We start from the raw sequence: 19,895 nt of genomic DNA, 5'->3' as shown, positions 1-19,895 counted from the left end.
AATGATTTTGAAAAGTCGCGAGGTATTTTGTAATTTTCAAAGACGCTACTGGGTGTAATGGCGGATCGGCGTGTTGGATAATTGACGATTCCATTCGTAATGGGCGAATGGTCGTGGAGGAAACATTCGAGTCGCGGGCACCGGCCGCTTCACGGCATGCCCCGCAACCGGTAGCCGACTCCGCGCATCACTTCGGGCATGCCGGGCGCGCCGGCCTGTTCGAGCTTCTTGCGCAGCCGGCTGATATGGCTGTCGACCGTCCGTTCCATCGCGCTCACGTCGGCCATGCAGGCGTCGAGCAGTTCGCCGCGCGTGAACACGCGGCTCGGCGCACGTGCCATGTGCGCGAGCAGTCGGAATTCCGTGAGCGTCAGCGGCACCGGCACGTCGACGTATTCCGTGCGCACGCGGACGAGATAGCTGTCGGTGTCGATCTTCAGGTCGCCGACCCGCAGCGTGCGCTCGGCCGACGGCGTGCGCGCGCGACGCAGGATCGCGCGCAGGCGTGCGACCACCTCGGCCGGGTCGAACGGCTTCACGATGTAGTCGTCCGCGCCGGCGCCCAGCGCCTGCAGCCTGTCGATGTCCCGGTCGAATGCGGTGACGACGACGACCGGCGTCGTACAGCGCCGTCGCAGTTCGGTCAGCACGTTCCAGCCGTTCCGGCCCGGCAGCCTGACGTCGAGCAGGATCAGGTCGGGCACCAGGTGCGGCTGCACGTCGAGCACGGCCTGCCCGTTGCCGACGCGGTAGGTGCGGAAGCCGTCGTGCGTCAGGTACGCGTCGAGGATGTCCGAGATGTCGGGTTCGTCCTCCGCAATCAGGATCAGCGCGCTCATCGTTGCAGCGCCGCGTTGGTCGACGGCGCGACGTCGGTATCCGTCAGCCCGCCACCGAGCGCCTTGTAGAGCGCGACGGCATTGGCCAGCTCACTGCGGCGCAGGTCGAGCAAGGCCTGCCGCGCCGCGTAGAGCTGGCGCTGCGAGTCGAGCAGTTCCAGCCGCCCCTCGACGCCCGCGCGGTACCGCAGGTTCGACAGGTCGGTGCGGCGCTCGGCCGATGCGACCACGCGCGTCTGCGCTTCGATCTGCCGGCCGAAGGTCTCGCGTCCGGCGATACCGTCGGCGACTTCACGGAACGCGGTCTGGATCGAGCGCTCGTATTCGGCGACGGCACTCGACTTGCGCACTTCCGCGAGACGCAGTTCCGAGCGCAGCCGGCCTCCTTGAAAAATCGGCACGGTGACCTGCGGCGCGAAGCTCCACACGTTCTGACCGCCGGCGAACAGGCTGCCCATCGCCGGGCTCAGGAAGCCGATCGACGACGTCAGCGACAGCCGTGGAAAAAAGGCCGCGCGCGCCGTGCCGATGTCGGCATTGGCCGCGACGAGGTTCTGCTCGGCCTGCTGGATGTCCGGCCGGCGGTACAGCAATTCCGACGGCAGGCCGGCCGGCAGTTGCGTCATCACCGGCTGCTGCTCGAGCGGCAGTGGCTCCGGCAGGTCCTTCGGCGGCTCGCTGCCGAGCAGCAGGCGCAGCGCGTTGCGCGCCTGCTCGACGGTGCGTGTGCGCGCTTCGAGATCGGCCGTCGCGCTCGCGACCTGGCCCTCGGCCTGCGCGATGTCGACGCCGCTTGCCTGGTGCGCTTCCTTCAGGCGGCGCGCGAGATCGAGCGACCGCTGCCAGTCGCCGAGCGTGCGCTCGGCGAGCGCGCGCTGCTCCTGTGCGAGGCGCTCCGCGAAGTACGCGTCCGCCACGGCGCCGACGAGCGAGATCTGCACCGCGCGGCGGCCGTGATCGGTCGCGAGGTAGCGGGCGAAGGCCGCGTCCGACAGCGACTTCACGCGGCCGAACAGGTCGATCTCGAACGCGCTGATCCCGACGTTGACGCCGTAATGGTTCTGCGTCGATTCGAGCAGCGGCGGATTCGACTGCGTGTCGGCCGCGGTGCGCTGGCGCGTGAAGCGGGCGCCGGCGTCGATCGACGGCAGGCGCGCCGAGCGCTGGATGCCGTACTGCGCTTCGGCGGCCTCGACGTTCAGCGCGGCCAGCCGCAGGTCGCGGTTGTTCCGCAGCGCGACCTCGATCAAGCGCTGCAGGCGCCGATCGCCGAACATCGTGCGCCAGCCGAGATCGGCCGCGTTCGCGTGCAGGTCGGCGGCCGCGGCGGCCGTATAGGCGGTCGGCACCGGCATCGCGGGTTTCACCAGCGCGGGCGTCAGCGAGCAGGCGGACAGCGCGAAGGCGGCGGAAACCGCAGCGGAAAGAATAAGCAATCGCATGGCATCAACCTTGTTGTTCGTTATGCAGGGCGTGGGGCTTCCGGCGCGCGGCGCGCCATGCTCCGATGCGTTCCTGGATGCTCATCACGAACACGAAGAACGCCGGAACGAAGAAAATGGCCAGCACGGTGGCGGTCACCATGCCGCCGAATACGCCGGTGCCGATCGCGTGCTGCGTTTCGGCGCTCGCGCCGGTCGCGATCATCAGCGGCACCACGCCAAGGCCGAATGCGAGCGACGTCATCAGGATCGGACGCAGGCGCAGCTTCGACGCTTCGACGGCCGCTTCGATCAATCCCTTGCCTTCCTCGCGCAACTGCTTCGCGAATTCGACGATCAGGATCGCGTTCTTTGCGGACAGGCCGATCACCGTGATCATCCCGACCTTGAAGAACACGTCGTTCGGCAAGCCGCGCAGCAGCACCGCGCCGATCGCGCCGAGCAGGCCGAGCGGCACCACCAGCATCACCGACAGCGGGATCGCCCAGCTTTCGTACAGCGCGGCGAGCACCAGGAACACGACGATCATCGACAGCACCATCAGCATCGGCGCCTGCGATGCCGACTGGCGTTCCTGCAGCGACTGGCCGGTCCACTCGACCGCGAAGCCGGGCGGCAGTTGCGCGGCGAGACGCTCCATCTCGGCCATGGCGGCGCCACTCGAGTGGCCGGGCGCGGCGGTGCCGGCGATGCGCGCGGACGGGTAGCCCTGGAAGCGCACCATCTGCAGCGGCGTGTCCGTCCACACGGGGCGCACCACTTCGGACAGCGGCACCATGCCGCCGGCCGCGTTGCGCACGTACAGCTTCATCACGTTGTCGATCTGCATGCGCGCGGGTGCGTCGGCCTGGATGATCACCTGCTGCATGCGGCCCGCGTTCGGGAAGTCGTTCACATAGGTCGAACCCATCGCGGTGGAAAGCGTGTCGCTGAGCGTCGTGAACGACACGCCGAGCGCCTGCGCCTTCGCACGGTCGATTTCGAGTCGGATGCTCGTGCCGGCCGGCAGGCTGTCCGGGTACACGCCGGTCACGATCTTGCTTTGCGCGGCGAGTTCGAGCAGCTTCGCTTCAGCCGCCTTGAGTGCCGCATTGCCCTGATTCGCGCGGTCTTCCAGACGCATCGAGAAGCCCGAGCTGTTGCCGAGTTCGTCGATCGCCGGCGGCATCAGGCTCATCACCATGCCTTCGGTCACGCCGGTCATCGCTTGTTGCGCGAGCATGCCTTCCTCGATGGTCGACGAGCCGCCGCGGTCCTTCCAGTCCTTCATCACGGACCAGTTGATCGCCGCGTTCGGACCTTGCCCGGAGAAGCCGTAACCGATCACGGAAATGCTCGACTGGATTGCCGGACGCGAAGCAAGATGCTTCTCCAGCGTTTTGACCACGTCATGCGTACGCTCGGCGGTAGCGTCTGCGGGCAGCAGAAAGCTGGTGATGAAGTAACCCTGGTCCTCGTCCGGCAGAAACGACGACGGCAGGCTGCGGAAGCCGAACACCAGTGCGCCAGAGATCGCGACGAACACCAGCATCACGCGGCCCGTGCGGCCGACCAGGCGGCCGACGCGCGTCTCGTACCAGTTCGTCAGGCGCTCGAAGCGGCGGTTGAACCAGCCGAAGAAGCCGCGCTTCTCGTGGTGGCCCGGTTCGAGCGGCTTGAGCATCGTCGCGCACAGGGCAGGCGTGAGCGTCAGCGCCAGCAGCGCGGAGAACAGGATCGACACGGCCATCGACAGCGTGAACTGCTGGTAGATCACGCCGACCGAGCCGCTCGCCATCGCCATCGGGATGAATACTGCAGTGAGCACCAGCGTGATGCCGATGATCGCGCCGGTGATTTCCTTCATCGCTTTCGACGTGGCCGCCTTCGGCGACAGGCCTTCCTCGGCCATCAGGCGCTCGACGTTCTCGACCACGACAATCGCATCGTCGACGATGATGCCGATCGCGAGCACCATGCCGAACATCGTCAGCACGTTGATCGAGAAGCCGGTCAGCAGCATCACCGAGAACGTGCCGAGCATCGCGACCGGCGCGACGATGGCCGGGATCAGCGTATAGCGCACGTTCTGCAGGAACAGGTACATCACGAGGAACACGAGCACCATCGCCTCGAACAGCGTGGCGATCACCTTCTCGATCGAGATCTTCACGAACGGCGACGTGTCGAGCGGAATCGAGTAGGTCATGCCCGACGGCATCGACTTGCTCAGTTCGGCCATGCGCGCACGGATCGCGTCCGCGGTCTTCACCGCGTTGGCGCCCGGCGCGAGCTGCACGCCGGCGAGGGTGGCCGCCTTGTTGTTCTCGCGGCTCACGAACATGTAGTTCTGCGAGCCGAGTTCGACGCGCGCGACGTCTCCAAGCACGACCTTCGAGCCGTCCGCGTTCGCGCGCAGTACGACCTTCGCGAACTCTTCCAGCGTCGTGAGCTGGCCCTGCGCGGTGAGCGGCACGGTCACGCGCTGCCCCGGCAGCGCGGGCAGCGAACCGAGGCTGCCCGGCGCGATCTGCACGTTCTGCTGGCCGATCGCGGTCGTCAGGTCGCTCATCGACAGACCGAAATTGATCAGCTTCTGCGGATCGACCCAGATGCGCATCGCGCGTTCGGAGCCGAACTGCAGCACACGCCCAACGCCGTCGATTCGCCGCAGCTCCTCGGAAACGCTGCGCGCCATGTAATCGGCGAGTGCACCTTCGTCGAAGCGGCCGTTGTCGGAGCGCAGGCCGATCAGCATCAGGAAGCCGGACGACGCGGATTCGACGATCAGCCCGTTCTGGCGCACGGCCGCGGGCAGGCGTGGCTCGACCGACTTGATCTTGTTCTGCACGTCGACCTGCGCCATCTCCGGATTGGTGCCGGGCTTGAACGTCACGGTGATCTGCGCGGAGCCGGACGTATCGGCCGACGATTCGAAGTACAGCAGGTTCTTGACGCCGGACAGTTCGCGCTCGATGAGGCTCAGTACGCCGTCGTTCATCGTCTGCGGTGTGGCGCCCGGGTAGTTCGCGGTGATCGTGACGGATGGCGGCGCGACCGACGGGTAGCGCGCGACGGGCAGTTGCGGGATCGCGATCAGGCCCGTGAGGATGATGAAGAGGGCGATCACCCACGCAAAGACCGGGCGGCGGATAAAGAATTCAGCCATGACTGGAGGCTCCCGTGACTCAGCGCGCGGACGCGGTCGTGGCCGCGTCGGGCGATTTCCAGTCGGTCGCGGTCACGGCCGCGCCGTCGGCGAGGCGCTCCATCCCTTCGACGACGATCTTCTGGCCGGCCTGCAGGCCCGACTCGATGCGGTAGCTGCGGTTCGTCAGCTCGCCGACTTCGAAGGCCTTCAGATGCGCGGTGCCCTTCGCGTCGAGCACCCACACCTGCGGCTTGCCGCCGGCGCGCACGACGGCCTGCTGCGGCACCGTCACCGCGTTCGCGTAGTGCGCGCGCGGAATGCGGGCGCGCACGTACATGCCCGGCAGCAGCTGGCGCTTCGGGTTGTCGACCAGCACGCGCAGCAGCACGTCGCCGGTGCCCGGATCGACGTTGACGCCGGAGAACAGCATGCGTCCCTTCACGTCGTAGCGCGTGTCGTCGTCGCGCAGCACGTCGACCGGCAGGCCGTTGCTGTCCGACGCTTGCGGCTGGCCGGCGAGCGCGCCGCGCAGCGCCTCGAGCGACGCGGCCGGCTGGCGTACATCCACATAGACCTGGTCGATCTGCTGGATGCGCGCCATCGGCTGGCTGTCGGTGCTCGACACCAGCGCGCCTTCGGTCACGAGCGCCTGGTCGATGCGGCCGGCGATCGGCGCTTCCACGGTCGCGAATTTCAGGTCGAGCCGGCGGCGCGCGAGCGACGCGCGGGCCTGTGCGACGTCGGCGGCGGCCTGGTCGCGTTGCGACACCGCGTCGTCGTACACCTGGCGGCTGATCGCGTCGGCCTCGACGAGCGGCTTGAAGCGCGCCGTCTGCACCTTCGCGCGTTCGAGCGCGGCCTGCGCGCGCTGCAGCGATGCGGCGGCCGTATCCATGTCGGCCTTGAACGGCGCGGGATTGATCTGGAACAGCGGCTGGCCGGCGCGCACTTCGGTGCCTTGCTCGAACAGACGGCGTTGGACGATGCCGCTGACCTGCGGCCGGATTTCAGCGATCCGCACGGCCGCGACGCGGCCCGGCAGATCCTCGGTCACGTCGAGGCGTGTGGCGGTCAGCGTCATCGCCGCGACCGGGGTGGCCGGCGCGGCGGCCTGCCGCTCTGCGGGTCCGCAACCCGCCAGCAGGGCCGCCGTCAGCGCACAGGCGGCGCCGTAGCGGCATCGTTGTTGATTCTTCATTACGACTCCAGGAAGCGCAGGCAGCCCACTGCCTGCTTTGACGGGCTGGAGTTTGCGGCGCTTGGTTGGCGTCTTTTATGCGGAAAGATGGAGATTCGATGGAGACCGCGAAAGAACCGGGAAGGCGGATGAAATGCGGAGGGAGGCGAAGGGGGATGTGATGGGCGGGCTTTGTCTGACGAACCGATTCGATGGCGCGAGCCATCGCGCCGGGGTCGTTGTTCGACACCGTACGCGGCGGCCGCGCCGCGGTGTCGGGGCGGGTGGTCAGCCCGCCTGGTCGGAACGCAGGATCGGCACCGGGGCGCTGTCTACGCCCGGCCGTGCGTCAACCTGCGTTCGTCTGCCATCCGAGCCCGAGGCTCTTCTGCAGCGACACGTAATCCTTGATCAGCTCGGCTTGCCCGGCGATCACGTTCTGTTGCGCCGCGAGCGCTTCGCGCTGCGTATCGAGCAGGTCGATCGTCGATGCGACACCCGCGCGATAGCGCTGGTTCATCAGCGTGGCCGAATGCGTGGCGGACGTCTGCACCTTGGTCAGTGCAACGACGTGTTCGCGCTGGTGTCCGTAACGCTGCAACGCCGTGTTCGCGTCCTGCAACGCGCCGAGCACGGCCTTCCGGTAGTTCGCGTCGGCTTCGTCGCGCGACGCTTCGGCCGCCCGCACCGCGCCGCGCGTGCGGCCGAAGTCGAGGATGTTCCATTGCAGGTACGGCGCGGCGACCCACGTGAAGTTCTGCTTGCGGAACAGGTGGCCGGGGTCCGTCGCGCTGAAGCCTAGATCGCCGAGCAGCGTCACCTTCGGGAAATAGTCGGCGATGTGCTCGCCGATCTGCGCATTGCTCGATGCGAGCCGGCGCTCGGCCGCGCGGATGTCGGGGCGCTGTTTCAGCAGCGCGGCCGGATCGCCGACCGGCACGCTGGCGGGCAGTGTCGGCAGCGGCGTGCCCGGTGACGACAGCGCGGCGTCGAGCGCACCGGGCGCGCGCCCGGTCAGGATCGCCAGCCGGTCGAGCGACTCCGTCACCTGCGCATCGAGTGGGATCAACGACGCACGCGTGTTCTCGACCTGCGTCGTCAGGCGTTCGATGTCCGTATCGGCCGCGACGCCGCGCGCGCGACGCTGCTGCGTGAGTTCGAGCATCTGCTGCTGCAGATCGGCCGTGCGTTGCGACAACGCGAGCCGCTGCTGCTGATCGCGCAGGTCGACATACGCGGTCGCGACTTCGGCCGCGATCGACACCTGCGTGTCGGCGAGGTCGGCGTCGACGGCTTCCGCCTGCGCGGATGCGGCTTCGACCGCGCGGCGCGTGCCGCCGAACAGGTCGATTTCCCAGGTCGCGTCGAAGCCGGCCGAGTAGAGCTGCAGCGGACCGGCGCCGCCCAGCGACGGCGATGAACCGCCCGACTGGTTCGCGCTGCCGGACGGCAGCAGCGAGCCGAGTGCGCTGACGTCCGGTTCGCGCATGCGGATCGCGGCGACGGTGGCCGACGATTTCGGCAGCTGCGCCGCGCGCTGTTGCGACAGCTGCGCGCGCGATGCGCGCAACCGTGCCTGCGCGGCATGCAGATCGGGGTTGTGCGCGAGCGCGGCGGCGATCAGGTCGTCGAGCTGGCGATCGTCGAGCGCTTGCCACCACGCGCTCGGTGCGGGGGCGGCGGTGTCGACGCCGGATGCCGGCGCGCGCACGAAGGTCGGCGCGTCGGGTGCCGCGGGTGCACCGCGATAGTCGGGACCGACGGTACAGCCGGCGAGCAGGCACGCGGCTGCGCACAGCGTGAACGCAGGACGGCGGGGCAGGGAGAAGGGTTTCATCGTGTAATGCGGTTCAATGGCCGGACGACATCGGCTGCGGGCCGCGCGGCGTCTTCAGCAGCAGCGCGAGCGGCACGCAGGCGAGCAGCGCGAGACCCAGCAGGTAGAAAGTTTCGGAATAGGTCATCACGATGGCCTGGACCTGGATCTGCTGCGCGAGCTGGCCGAGCGCGCGCATGTTCGAATACGCGAGGTCGCCCGTGTGCGCGAACCAGTTCGCCGCATAGGCCGACATTCGCTCCTGCCCGATCAGCGAATTGGCGGTCACCGATTCGCGCAGCGCGGCCGCATGGAAGGTCGTGCGCCGGTCGATCACGGTGCCGATGATCGCGAGCCCGATCGAGCCGCCGAGGTTGCGCGCCATGTTGTAGAGCCCGGCCGCGTCGCCCGAGTCCTCGCGCGCGACGGCCGCCATCGACGCCTGGTTCAGCGGCATCATCGCGAGCATCTGCGCGACGCCGCGGATTAGCTGCGACCACACGAAATCGTGGCCGACGCTCTGCGCGGTCAGGCTGATGTCGAGCAGGCAGCTCAGGCAGAACAGCAGCAACCCCGAGATGACGAGAATGCGGAAGTCGACCTTGCCGAGCAGGCGCGGCAGGATCGGCATCACGAGAAACGCGGGCAGGCCCGACAGCAGCATGATCGCGCCGGCCTGCTCGGCGTTGTAGCCCGCGACGATCGCGAGGAACTGCGGCAGCAGGTACGACACGCCGTACAGCCCGGCGCCCACCGCGGACACGATCACGATCACGCTCGCATAGCGCGGATTGCGCATCAGCGACAGGCGCATGATCGGCCGCTTCGCGAAGCGCTGCGACAACGCGATAAGGATCATCCCGGCGAGCGACACGTAGCTCAGCGTGACGATCATCTGCGACTCGAACCAGCGTTCGCGCTGGCCTTCCTCGAGCACGACGGTCAACGAGCTCAGCCCGATCGCGAGACCCGCGATCCCGAGCCAGTCCGCGTTGAAGAACGTGTGCCATTGCGGCCGTTCGGACGGCAGCCCGAACACCAGCAGCGCCATCAGCAGCAGGCACACCGGCAGGTTCAGGAAGAAACACCAGCTCCAGCTGACGTTCTCCGCGAGCCAGCCGCCGAGCACAGGGCCGAACAGCGGACCGAGCAGCACGATCAGCCCGAACAGCGTCATCCCGACCGGCAGCTGCGACAGCGGCAGCCGCGTGCGGATGATGGTTTGCGCGGTGGGGATCAGCGCGCCGCCCGTGAAGCCCTGGCCGATGCGCCCGGCGATCATCATCGCGAGCGAGTTCGACCAGCCGCACATCATCGAAAACGCGATGAACAGCGCGGCGTTCGTCAGCAGGAAATTGCGCAGCCCGAACACGCGCGTGAGCCACGCGGCGAGCGGGATCATCACGATTTCCGACATCAGGTAGCCGGTCGAGATCCACGTGCCCTCGGTGCCGGTCGCGCCGATCTCGCCCTGGATCTGCGGCAGCGCGGAGTTCGTGATCGAGATGTCGAGCGTCGCCATCAGCGCGCCGAGCGCGCCGGCGGCGACCGCGATCCAGTCCGTGACGCTCGCGCGGCCTTCGTGCGGCGGCGCGGGCGGGGTGGCGGCGGTATCAGCCATGGCGTTTCTCGTTGCCGTCCGAACGCGTGTCGACGTCGACGGTCACGGACAGCCCAGGCAACAGCATGCGTTGCGCGCGCGCGTTCGCGGCGAGGCGGATGCGCACCGGCACGCGCTGCACGATCTTCGTGAAGTTGCCCGTCGCGTTCTCGGGCGGCAGCAGCGCGAATTGCGCGCCGGTGCCCGGTGAGAAGCTGTCGACGGTGCCGGTCAGCGTGTCGTCCGGCAGCGCGTCGACGTGCAGTTCGACGGGCTGGCCGATGCGCATCCGGCCGACCTGCGTTTCCTTGAAGTTCGCGACGAGGTAGAGCGCGTCCATCGGCACGACGGTCAGCAGGCGCGTGCCGGGCTGCACGTACTGCCCGACGCGCACCGTGCGGTCGCCGACGCGGCCGTCGAGCGTGCTGCGCACGATCGTGTTGTCGAGGTCGAGCTGCGCCTGCGCGGCGCTCGCCTGTGCGGCTTCGAGTTGCGCGTGCGCCTGCTGCAGCTGCGCGGTGAACGACGCGATCTGCGTGCGGGCGGCGGCGATCGACGCGTGGTTCGCGGCGAGCGTCGCGGCAGCCTGATCGCGCGTGCTCTTCAGGTCCGCCACGCGTTCATGCGTCTCGGCGCCGGTCGCCGCGAGCGGCGCATAGCGTGCGTATTCGTCGCTCGCGTGGTGCGCATTGATCTGCGACACCTTCGCCTGTGCCTCGGCCTGCTCGAGGTTCGCGCGCTGCTGGCCGATGTCGGCTTCGGCACGCGCGATGTCGGCGCGGCGCGCGTCGACGGTCGCGGTCGACTGCGCGAGCGCGACCTGGTACTGGCGGACGTCGAGCCGCACGAGCGGGTCGCCCGGCTTGACGGCCTGGTTGTCGCGCACGTAGACGTCGGTCACGTATCCGGCAACCTTCGGTGCGGCCGTCATGTTGTCGGCCTGCAGGTACGCGTCGTTGGTGCTTTCGATGAAGCGGCCGATCGTCCACCAGTGGCCGAGCGATACGGCGCCGCCCAGCGCCGCAACCACGGCGACGGCGATCAGGATGCGCCGCTTCGAGCCGCCGTTGCGTGGCGGTGATGTGGTTTCCTGACGATCTACTTTCAATGGCGGGTCTTGCAGCGAGGACATGCGGGCATCCAATTTATTCCAGTCGAGCGAATTATTCCAGTCGGAAGAATTCTGTCAAGTAGAATGTCGTTCGATCGAATGACGAGGGATGCATGAACGAAGCGAAGAAGCTGCGGCGCACGTCGACAAGCGGCTACGCGCGCGGTGACGAGACGCGCCAGCGGATCATCGAAGCGGCGATCGAGCTGTTCGGCGAATACGGGTTCGCCGGCGCATCGACGCGCGACATCGCCGCGAAGGCCGGCGTGAATGCACCGGCGCTCCAGTACTACTTCGAGAACAAGGAAGGCGTCTACCGCGCCTGCGTCGACGCGATGGCCGAACTCGGCTGGAGCGTGCTGGGGCCGTCGGTCGAACATGCGCGGCAGGTGCTCGACGCGGATGCGGACGTCGACGCGCTGATCGACGCGTTCATCGACATCCTTCGCATGTTGGCCGACCGGATGTTCACGGTGCCGAAGACGCTGGGGCAGCGGATGTTCTTCGCGCGCGAGCAGGTTGGGCAGGAGCCGGCGAGCGCGACGGAAATCCTGATGAAACGCGTGCGCAAGCCGCTCAACGACGTGAGCGCCGAACTGATCGGCCGGATCTCCGGGCGGCCGGCCGACGATCCGGTCACGCGGCTGCGTGCGATGAGCCTGTTCGGGCAGTTGACGGTATTCCACCTCGTGCCGCGCTCCACGCTGCAACTGCTCGACTGGGACAGTTTCGACGGAGAAGGCGGCGCGTTGCTGATGGCGACCATTGCCGACCAGACGCGCGTGCTGCTCGAACACTGGCACGCGCAGCGCGGCGCAATCGCCGATGATCCGCAAGCCGTCGCGAAGCGGCGCGCGGGCACAGGCACCGGCGGGCCGGCGAAACGCGCGGGCAAAAGTGCCCCGGCGAACGCCACGCGGCGCGCAAAGCGGCCCGCGTCGAGCTGAGCGCGTATCAGTTCGTTGCCGGCCTGCGTACCGGATTGCCCGACGTTGGCGGCCGCGCGGCTGTATCGGCGCCATCTTCGCTGGCGCTATCGATGCCGTCACCGCCTTGCCCGCGTTGCAAACCTTGGTCATACGCGACGAGGCTGCGCTGCGGATTCGCGATCCGGATCCCGCGTTCGCGGAACAGCACCGCGATTCGCCGGTTGAATTCGCGCTGCACGCCCCAACGTGCCGAGTCCTTGCACTGGATCTGTCCTGCCAGCGCGATCGCCGCGCCGTCGACCTGGTCGATGCCCCAGAAGCTGAAATCCGACAGGATGCCGTCCTGGTAATTCGGGTCGTCGCGCAACGCGGCGCCGATCTCCTTCAGCGCCGCGATCGCGCGTTCGATGTCCTGGTCGTAGGCGATGCTGACCTTGACGGCCGCGTTGCCGAGCCCGCGATTCGTGTTGTTGACGGTCGTCACCGAGCTGAACGGGATCGTGTACAGCGATCCGTCGCCCGCACGCAGCCGCACGGTGCGGATCGACAGATATTCGACCGTGCCGGATACGCCGGCGAGCGTGACCCAGTCGCCCACCTGCATCGCGTTCTCCATCAGCAGGAAGATCCCGGTGATGAAGTCCTGCACGAGCTTCTGCGAGCCGAAGCCGAGCGCGACGCCGAAGATGCTGGCGCCGGCGAGCAGCGGACCGATGTTCACGCCGATTTCGCTGAGGCCGGTCAGCACGACGACGAGCGCGATCATGATGAACAGCAGCGAACGCAGCATCGGCAGCAGCGTGCGCAACCGCGCCGCGCGCACGAGGTTGCCTTCGCGTGTCCACTGCTGCAGGCGTCGCTCGATCGCGATGTTTGCGGCTTCCCAGACGATCAGCGCGACGACGGCTGCAATCGCGATCGTGATCAGCGCCGACGCGAGCCGATGGCCGATCGTGCCGGTCTCGAACGCGTGCAAGATCGGCACGCCCCAGGTCTGCAGCAACAGCACGACGGTCACGACGGCGATCACCGCCGACACGATCTGGCGCACCAGCGGGTAGTAGCGGTACGCGTGCAGGTGGACGAGCGTGCGATCGTCGTCGCGGCGCTGGAACAGCCGCGCGAGCGCGCCGAACACGACGATCGACACGATCCGCATGCCGATCATCACGGCGATCGAGCGGCCGCCGAGCGTGATCAGCACGCGATAGCCGTTGTGGACGTCGAGCGCCCACACGAACCACAACGCCATCACGACGAACACCGACACGGGCGCCCACGCGTCGGCGAGCGCATTGCCGATCATCGCGAACGCAGGCCGATCTTCGCCCGCCGCGCGGATGCGCGCGGCGACCGGCTGGCGGCACCGGAGGATCAGCGCCGAGATCATCAAGTGGCCGACGAGCGCGACAGCCTTCAGCAGCGCGACGTGACCGGCGTCGCTGAGGCCGAAGCTCGCAGCGATCTCGACCGCTGCCGTGCAGGCGCCGACGACGATCACGATCCGCGCGATCGAGCGCTGCGCGAACGCGGCCCATGCGTCGCTGATGTGCAGCAGCCTCAGTTGCCGCGCATCGGGCTGGAAGAACAGCCGGCTGACGATCGTCACGAGGCGGCAGATCACGTAGATGTCGATCAGCGATTCGAGTGCGGTTTCGGTCGGCGTGCCGGTGCCGTCGAGCACCGACATCGTCAGGCTCGCGACGCCGACGAACACCAGCAGCGGCACTGCCCGCAGTGCGAGGCTGACCAGCGCGCGCGGCATCCGGCGCAGCAGCGTGGTATGGCGCCGTGCGTGGCCGCGGCCTTGCGATGACGTATCGGGCGTCTCGGTCCCGTCGGTCCTCGCAGCGGAGGTGGCCGGTTCCTGCGTTGACGCGGTGTCGTCGGGCCCGGGCGGCTCGTGGTCGGGTGCGTCGGCTTCGGCCCGGCGCGACGATTCGGCGCGCCGCGCGCTCAGGGCGGCCAGCGCGCGCCGCAGCAGCCGCTTCGCGACCCATTCGACGACGAACGCGGGTACGAGCACGGCGAGGATGATCAGGATCGCGCGCGTGAGATCGGCACGTTCGTCGGCGCGCACGAGCCGCTCGTGCCACCAGTTGCCGACCGAGCCGACGTCGAGCAGCGAGCGCAGCGATTCGTTCAGCGCGCCGCCGATTTCACCGGCCCAGCGCGATCCCTGACGGACGAGCATCGACGCGAGCCCGTTCGTCGTGAGCGCGGCGGGGGCGGCGGCAACCGATGCCGCGCTGGCCGGCGCCGCGGCGCTCGCCGGGAGCGCGGGCGTGCTCAGCACGCCGACGGCCGCGATCGCGCGCAACGTCGTTTCGACCTGGTCGCGCTCGCGCGGGTTTTGCAGGACGGAGAGGGCCTGCTGCGCCTGTTGCGGCGTCAGCGCGGGCACGGCGCCGGAGGCGGCCGATGCGGCGGCCGGTGCAGGGGCGGCCGAGTGGGCGGCCGATACGATGGCGGCGAGCAGCCAGCCGAGCAGGAAATGTCGCATGGGTAGGCGTGCGGGCGCGCATCGAAACGTGGCCCGCCGGTCTGAGCGATGGACGGAAGTTAACATGATCGCCATCGGAACCGAATAGTTCCGTCGACGACTATTCGAATCGGGCATGCGGCAAGCGCTGCGGGCGTTTGCGGCGCTCCGGGTGGTTCCTTCCGGGTGGCGCGGCTGTTCGGCGCGGGCCGTTCACGATCCGTCATGCTGGCAGGTCGTCGGGGCGATGGCATGTGGCCACGGGGCGCCAGCGGCAGGTCGGGAACGAAACGTGCCCGGCGGTGAGTCGATCCGTTGCAACCCGCGGCTTCGGCTATGGACAGGGAACTCCGGATTCCTGATGAATCAACCCTGATCTTCGTGACGGATCGGCAGTTCGTGCAGGCATGCGCATGTTCGGCCAGGGTCGGGCAACTGTAAGCGGATCGTCGGCATCGAACGGGTGCAAATGCCCCGCCGGCGCACGCGTCACATTCCTGCAACACCGGCGTCGCGCCCGGCCGCCATCGGTCGCGGGTCGTTTGCCGTCGTTTCACTTTCGAAACGTTCACGCATTTCCGTTGCCGTGCGATTTGCATCGGGGTCATTTCACGGGCCGTGGGGCCTTACGCCGCGAAGCATGGTGCGCTCCTTGCATGTCTGTATGCGCCGTGAGCGCGATGGCCGGCGAAGTAGGGCCCGGCCATCGCTTCAGTGGGTCGGATACATACAAGACGGGGACAAGAGAATGAGAACAGATCGAATCGCAACGTGTCATGTTGCAAACATGAATCGCCGACCTGCCCGTGAATTCGCTTCGCCGTTGAGTGCGGCGACATGAGCGAGCGGCTTTTCGTTCCATCCGAACAAATCGGGTTCGTTCTGAACGACGACGTGCGGGCGTGATGCACGAGGCCGACCAGTGCCAGTCGGCCGTCGGGGATCAACCGCCGGTGCACGCAGATGGACGACCATGACTTCCGGATCGCCATGCCGACGCGCGAAACGCAGGCGCGCCCCACGCTACGCATGCGTGTGCGTGCCGCACGCCGTGCCGCGCGGCGATCCGCGCAAACATCAGGGCAACATCAGGAAATCGAAGGAGTAGTTCAGGGGAACGGTCCGCCGGCCGCACCGCGGTGGATCCGACGACATTGTGCTGTCAGTTGATCCACTACCCCGATGGATCAATTGTTGAAGCGCCCATCGCCATGTGGTCGATGGGCGTCTTTTTTTTGCCGCGCCGGTGCCGCGCGGACCGCCGGCCGGATCGTGCGGCGTTCTGTATCATGTGCTGGCGCGCTGGCCGCACGGCTTGCCACCGCGCCCGATCACGCGCCGCCAACATGAACGACATCGCCTTGCCCGACCCCTCATCCGCCAGCATCGATACGGCCGCACTCGATGCGCTGCACACGTTCGTCGAGCGCCATCCGCGGCTGCTCGTGCTGACCGGTGCGGGCATCAGCACGGATTCCGGCATTCCCGGCTATCGCGACCGCAACGGTCAATGGATGCGGTCGCCGCCGATCCAACTCCACGAATTCCTCGGTTCCGAGGCGGCGCGCCGGCGCTACTGGGCGCGCAGCATGATCGGCTGGCCCGTGGTCGGCCGTGCGCAGCCGAACCGCTCGCACGTCGCGCTCGCACGGCTCGGCGGCACCGGCCGGATCGAACGCCTCGTCACGCAGAATGTCGACGGCCTGCACCAGCGTGCAGGCAGCGGCGACGTGATCGAACTGCATGGCGGCATCAATGGCGTCACGTGCCTCGATTGCGGCGCGCAGCACGCGCGCGCGACGATCCAGGACGTGCTCGAAACGGACAACCCCGAACTGTTGGGCGCGCAGGCGGAGCCCGCTGCCGACGGCGACGCGCACCTCGAATGGGCCGCGCTCGACACGTTCCGCATTCCGGCCTGTCCGGCCTGCGGCGGGCTGCTGAAGCCGGCGGTGGTGTTCTTCGGCGAGAACGTGCCGCGCGAACGCGTCGCGCTGGCGTCGCAGGCGCTCGATGCGGCGGATGCGCTGCTCGTCGTCGGTTCGTCGCTGATGGTGTATTCAGGCTACCGGTTCTGCGTGTGGGCCCAGGCGCAGAACAAGCCCGTCGCCGCACTGAACCTCGGCCACACGCGCGCCGATCCGATGCTGACGCTGAAGGTCGAGGCGCGTTGCGCGCCCGCGCTCGACGCGCTGAACGCGCGGCTGGGCGTTCCCGGCAGCGCACCGGAGCACGCATCGTGACCGGGCCGACGTCTTCGCCCGATCCGTCCGCGCGGCTGTCGGCGCCGGCGGCCGAGCGCAATCGCGGGCCGATCCTCGACGTGTTGCGCCGCGTGCTGCCGGCCAGCGGCAGCGTGCTCGAGATCGCGAGCGGCACCGGGCAACATGCGGTCCATTTCGCGCAGGCGCTGCCGGGGCTGCGCTGGCAGCCGAGCGATCCCGACGCACACGCGCGCCGATCGATCGCCGCGTGGGTCGCGCATGCCGGCCTCGCGAACCTGGCCGAGCCGCTGGCGTTCGACGTGCGCGACGCGTCGTGGCCGGCCGCGGCGTTCGACGCGATCGTCTGCATCAACATGATTCACATCTCGCCGTGGGCCTGCACCGACGCGCTGTTCGCCGGCGCGTCGCGCGTGCTGCGCCCGGGCGGCGTGCTGTTCCTGTACGGCCCGTATCGCCGCGAAGGCCGGCACACGGCGCCGTCCAACGAAGCGTTCGACCAGCAGTTGCGCAGCCGCGACCCGTCGTGGGGCGTGCGCGATCTCGAGACGGTCGTCGCGCTCGGCCTCGACCGCGGGCTCGATTGCATCGAGGTCGTCGAGATGCCGGCGAACAACCTGAGCGTCGTGTTCCGGCGCCTGCCCCACGCGGAGCAATGACACGCTAGCGCGCATCGCGGTCGGGTTTCCACTATCCTTTCGCCTGTGCGCGCGGCCCGGTTCGGGTCGCGCCCCGTTTTTTCCGGAGAATTGACTAATGGGCAAACAAGCAATCGGTGTGATCGGGCTCGCGGTGATGGGCCGCAATCTCGCACTCAATATCGAGAGCCGCGGTTACGCGGTGTCGGTGTACAACCGCAGCCGCGAGAAAACCGACGAACTGATCGCCGAATTCCCCGGCCGCAATCTGGCGCCGACCTATACGCTCGAGGCGTTCGTCGCGTCGCTCGAAACGCCGCGCCGGATCCTGATGATGGTGAAGGCCGGCGAAGCGACCGATGCGACGATCGCATCGCTCAAGCCGCTGCTCGAGAAGGGCGACGTGCTGATCGACGGCGGCAATACGCACTTCACGGACACGATCCGCCGCAACCGGGAGCTCGCGCAGTCGGGCCTGCACTTCATCGGTACCGGCGTGTCGGGCGGCGAAGAGGGTGCGCTGCGCGGCCCGTCGATCATGCCCGGCGGCCAGCGCGACGCGTACGACCTGGTCGAGCCGATCCTCAAGCAGATCGCCGCGAAGGCGCCGTCGGACGGCGAGCCGTGCGTCGCGTACATGGGTTCGGACGGTGCGGGCCACTACGTGAAGATGGTCCACAACGGCATCGAATACGGCGACATGCAGTTGATCGCCGAAAGCTATGCGGTGCTGAAGGACGTCGCGGGCCTGACCAACGACGAACTCGGCGCGGTATACACCGAGTGGAACCAGGGCGAGCTCGACAGCTACCTGATCGAGATCACGTCGAAGATCTTCGGCAAGAAGGACGACGAAACCGGCAAGCACCTCGTCGACGTGATCCTCGACCGCGCCGCGCAGAAGGGCACCGGCAAGTGGACGAGCCAGAACGCGCTGGATCTCGGCGTGCCGCTGCCGCTGATCACCGAGTCGGTGTTCGCGCGCGTGCTGTCGTCGCTGAAGACCGAGCGCGTCGCGGCCAGCAAGATCCTGTCGGGCCCGGCCGCCGCGCCGTTCGACGGCGACCGTGCGGCGTTCATCGAAGCGGTGCGCCGCGCGCTGTACCTGAGCAAGGTGATCTCGTACGCGCAGGGCTTCGCGCAGCTGCGCACGGCGTCCGAAGAGTACGGCTGGAGCCTCGATCTCGGGACGATCGCGAAGATCTTCCGCGCGGGCTGCATCATCCGCGCGCGCTTCCTGCAGAAGATCACGGACGCGTACGCAAAGGATCCGGCGCTCGCGAACCTGCTGCTCGACCCGTATTTCAAGGACATCGCCGCAAACTATCAGGCGTCGCTGCGCGACGTCGTGGTGGCGGCGGTGAAGGCAGGCGTGCCGGTGCCGGCGTTCGCGTCGGCGGTCGCGTACTTCGACAGCTACCGCTCCGAGCGGCTGCCGGCGAATCTTGTGCAGGCGCAGCGCGACTTCTTCGGCGCGCATACGTTCGAGCGTACCGACAAGCCGGGCAGCTTCCACGCGAACTGGTCGTAACCGGCAGGCGAGGACGGCATTGTTGCGAAAATCTATTCTTTGAGTAGGGTTTTTCGTTCCCGGATTCCGGAATTGTTGGCTCCGAGGAAACAGTGTTTTCGTTCTTTCATGGTTTTCCCTAAGTGATCTCGGGACTAAACTTTGTTCAATCGCTGCAGACATGGTGTGTGCGGCGAAGCAAAAAAATCCCGGAGGTAATCATGAAATCGCTGATCGCAACGTTCGCTGCAGCTGCTGTCCTCGCCGTTCCCGCCGTGTCGTTTGCCCAACAGAGCGCGCCCGTCACCCGTGCGCAGGTGAAGGCCGAACTGGCCGAGCTGCAACAGGCCGGCTACAAGCTGGGCAGCGACCGTACCGACTACCCGGCAAGCATCCAGGCCGCCGAAGCCCGCGTGAACCCGCAACAGAACGTCGCCGCTGCCGATACGAGCGGCTACGGCGCGCAACCGGCCGCCCAGCAAGAGTCGGGTGCTCCGGCAGTCGCCAAGACCGGCTGGCAAGTGAAGCGCGTGTCGGACGGCGCACCGGTCTACAAGGGTCGTTAATCGTCATTGATGGTCGGCCGCATACACGGCCTGATCTGACCCTGCGCAGTACACGCAGCCCGTCGTTCCGCATCACGGAACGACGGGCTGTTTTCATTGGCGGCGCCTGTCTCGTCAGTGCAGCGGCCGCGGGCCGCGGCCGATGTCCCGGAACAGCGCGTCGGCCGGCTCCAGCGCCTGCAGCCACGCTTCGTCGTAGCCGCTCAGCGTATCGAGCGCGTCGCGCAGCCGCTCGATCGCGAGCACCGGCAGCTCGACGCTGTGCCGGGTGTCGCTCAGGTGCGCGACGCTCGCCAGCTGGACGAGGGCGTCCGCGGCTTCGGCGACGTCCGTCGCGAACAGCAGGTGCCGGTTGAGCAATTCGACGAGGCCGCTGGAACCGGCGAAATCCTCGGCGTTGAGCTGCACGGACAGAAACGTCGCATTGTTCATG

General features: G+C 67.8%; 14 protein-coding genes. 5 read left to right on the top strand and 9 right to left on the bottom strand.

Annotated features, from left to right (window positions below; genetic code table 11):
* Positions 1-149: 149 nt before the first annotated feature.
* The 7 genes from DIE23_RS09145 to DIE23_RS09115 all read right to left on the bottom strand — a co-directional run bounded on the left by DIE23_RS09145 (position 150) and on the right by DIE23_RS09115 (position 11,136).
* On the bottom strand, positions 150-839 hold the full coding sequence (locus tag DIE23_RS09145; protein ID WP_124611814.1) for a response regulator: 690 nt from the start codon (positions 837-839) through the stop codon (positions 150-152).
* Entirely contained in the window at positions 836-2,281 is a 1,446-nt protein-coding gene (locus DIE23_RS09140) for an efflux transporter outer membrane subunit (RefSeq protein WP_124611813.1), read from the bottom strand. The genes DIE23_RS09145 and DIE23_RS09140 overlap by 4 nt, the downstream gene beginning before the upstream one ends.
* Positions 2,282-2,285: 4 nt before the next feature.
* Positions 2,286-5,429, bottom strand: a complete 3,144-nt coding sequence (locus tag DIE23_RS09135) for a multidrug efflux RND transporter permease subunit (protein WP_124611812.1) — start codon at positions 5,427-5,429, stop codon at positions 2,286-2,288.
* Between the two features lie 19 nt (positions 5,430-5,448).
* Positions 5,449-6,609 (bottom strand): efflux RND transporter periplasmic adaptor subunit, encoded by a 1,161-nt coding sequence (locus DIE23_RS09130; protein ID WP_124611811.1) that lies wholly within the window; start codon positions 6,607-6,609, stop codon positions 5,449-5,451.
* A gap of 328 nt (positions 6,610-6,937) precedes the next feature.
* Complete coding sequence (locus tag DIE23_RS09125) at positions 6,938-8,425, bottom strand: efflux transporter outer membrane subunit (RefSeq protein WP_124611810.1); 1,488 nt, start codon at positions 8,423-8,425, stop codon at positions 6,938-6,940.
* A gap of 13 nt (positions 8,426-8,438) precedes the next feature.
* On the bottom strand, positions 8,439-10,025 hold the full coding sequence (locus DIE23_RS09120; protein WP_124611809.1) for a DHA2 family efflux MFS transporter permease subunit: 1,587 nt from the start codon (positions 10,023-10,025) through the stop codon (positions 8,439-8,441).
* A complete protein-coding gene (locus DIE23_RS09115) occupies positions 10,018-11,136 on the bottom strand; it encodes an HlyD family secretion protein (RefSeq protein ID WP_124611808.1) in 1,119 nt (372 codons plus the stop codon). Before DIE23_RS09115 ends, DIE23_RS09120 begins: the two co-directional genes overlap by 8 nt.
* A 92-nt stretch (positions 11,137-11,228) precedes the next feature.
* On the opposite strand from DIE23_RS09115, the gene DIE23_RS09110 reads away from it, so the two are divergent.
* On the top strand, positions 11,229-12,062 hold the full coding sequence (locus DIE23_RS09110; RefSeq protein ID WP_124611807.1) for a CerR family C-terminal domain-containing protein: 834 nt from the start codon (positions 11,229-11,231) through the stop codon (positions 12,060-12,062).
* A 7-nt stretch (positions 12,063-12,069) separates the two neighbouring features.
* Here the strand turns inward: DIE23_RS09110 and DIE23_RS09105 are convergent, their stop codons facing one another.
* Positions 12,070-14,547, bottom strand: coding sequence for a mechanosensitive ion channel family protein (locus DIE23_RS09105; RefSeq protein WP_124611806.1), 2,478 nt, complete (start codon positions 14,545-14,547; stop codon positions 12,070-12,072).
* A gap of 1,325 nt (positions 14,548-15,872) precedes the next feature.
* Between DIE23_RS09105 and DIE23_RS09095 the strand changes: the two genes are divergently transcribed.
* From DIE23_RS09095 to DIE23_RS09080, 4 genes are all read left to right on the top strand, one after another.
* Positions 15,873-16,769, top strand: a complete 897-nt coding sequence (locus DIE23_RS09095) for an NAD-dependent protein deacetylase (RefSeq protein WP_124611805.1) — start codon at positions 15,873-15,875, stop codon at positions 16,767-16,769.
* Positions 16,766-17,407, top strand: coding sequence for a DUF938 domain-containing protein (locus tag DIE23_RS09090; protein ID WP_124611804.1), 642 nt, complete (start codon positions 16,766-16,768; stop codon positions 17,405-17,407). Before DIE23_RS09095 ends, DIE23_RS09090 begins: the two co-directional genes overlap by 4 nt.
* Positions 17,408-17,504: 97 nt before the next feature.
* The gene (gndA, locus tag DIE23_RS09085; protein ID WP_124611803.1) at positions 17,505-18,917 is read left to right on the top strand and encodes an NADP-dependent phosphogluconate dehydrogenase; all 1,413 of its coding nucleotides are present in this window, start codon (positions 17,505-17,507) and stop codon (positions 18,915-18,917) included.
* A 200-nt stretch (positions 18,918-19,117) separates the two neighbouring features.
* Positions 19,118-19,462: a DUF4148 domain-containing protein gene (locus DIE23_RS09080; protein ID WP_124611802.1), complete on the top strand. Its 345-nt coding sequence runs from the start codon at positions 19,118-19,120 to the stop codon at positions 19,460-19,462.
* Between the two features lie 114 nt (positions 19,463-19,576).
* On the opposite strand, the gene DIE23_RS09075 is transcribed toward DIE23_RS09080, so the two are convergent.
* On the bottom strand, positions 19,577-19,894 hold the full coding sequence (locus DIE23_RS09075; RefSeq protein WP_124611801.1) for a hypothetical protein: 318 nt from the start codon (positions 19,892-19,894) through the stop codon (positions 19,577-19,579).
* Position 19,895: the final 1 nt, after the last annotated feature.

The sequence above is a fragment of the Burkholderia sp. Bp9143 genome, from assembly GCF_003853645.1.
Classification (GTDB): Bacteria; Pseudomonadota; Gammaproteobacteria; order Burkholderiales; family Burkholderiaceae; genus Burkholderia.
Note: the sequence above shows the minus strand (reverse complement) of the source record. Positions and strands in the feature narration are given on the sequence as shown.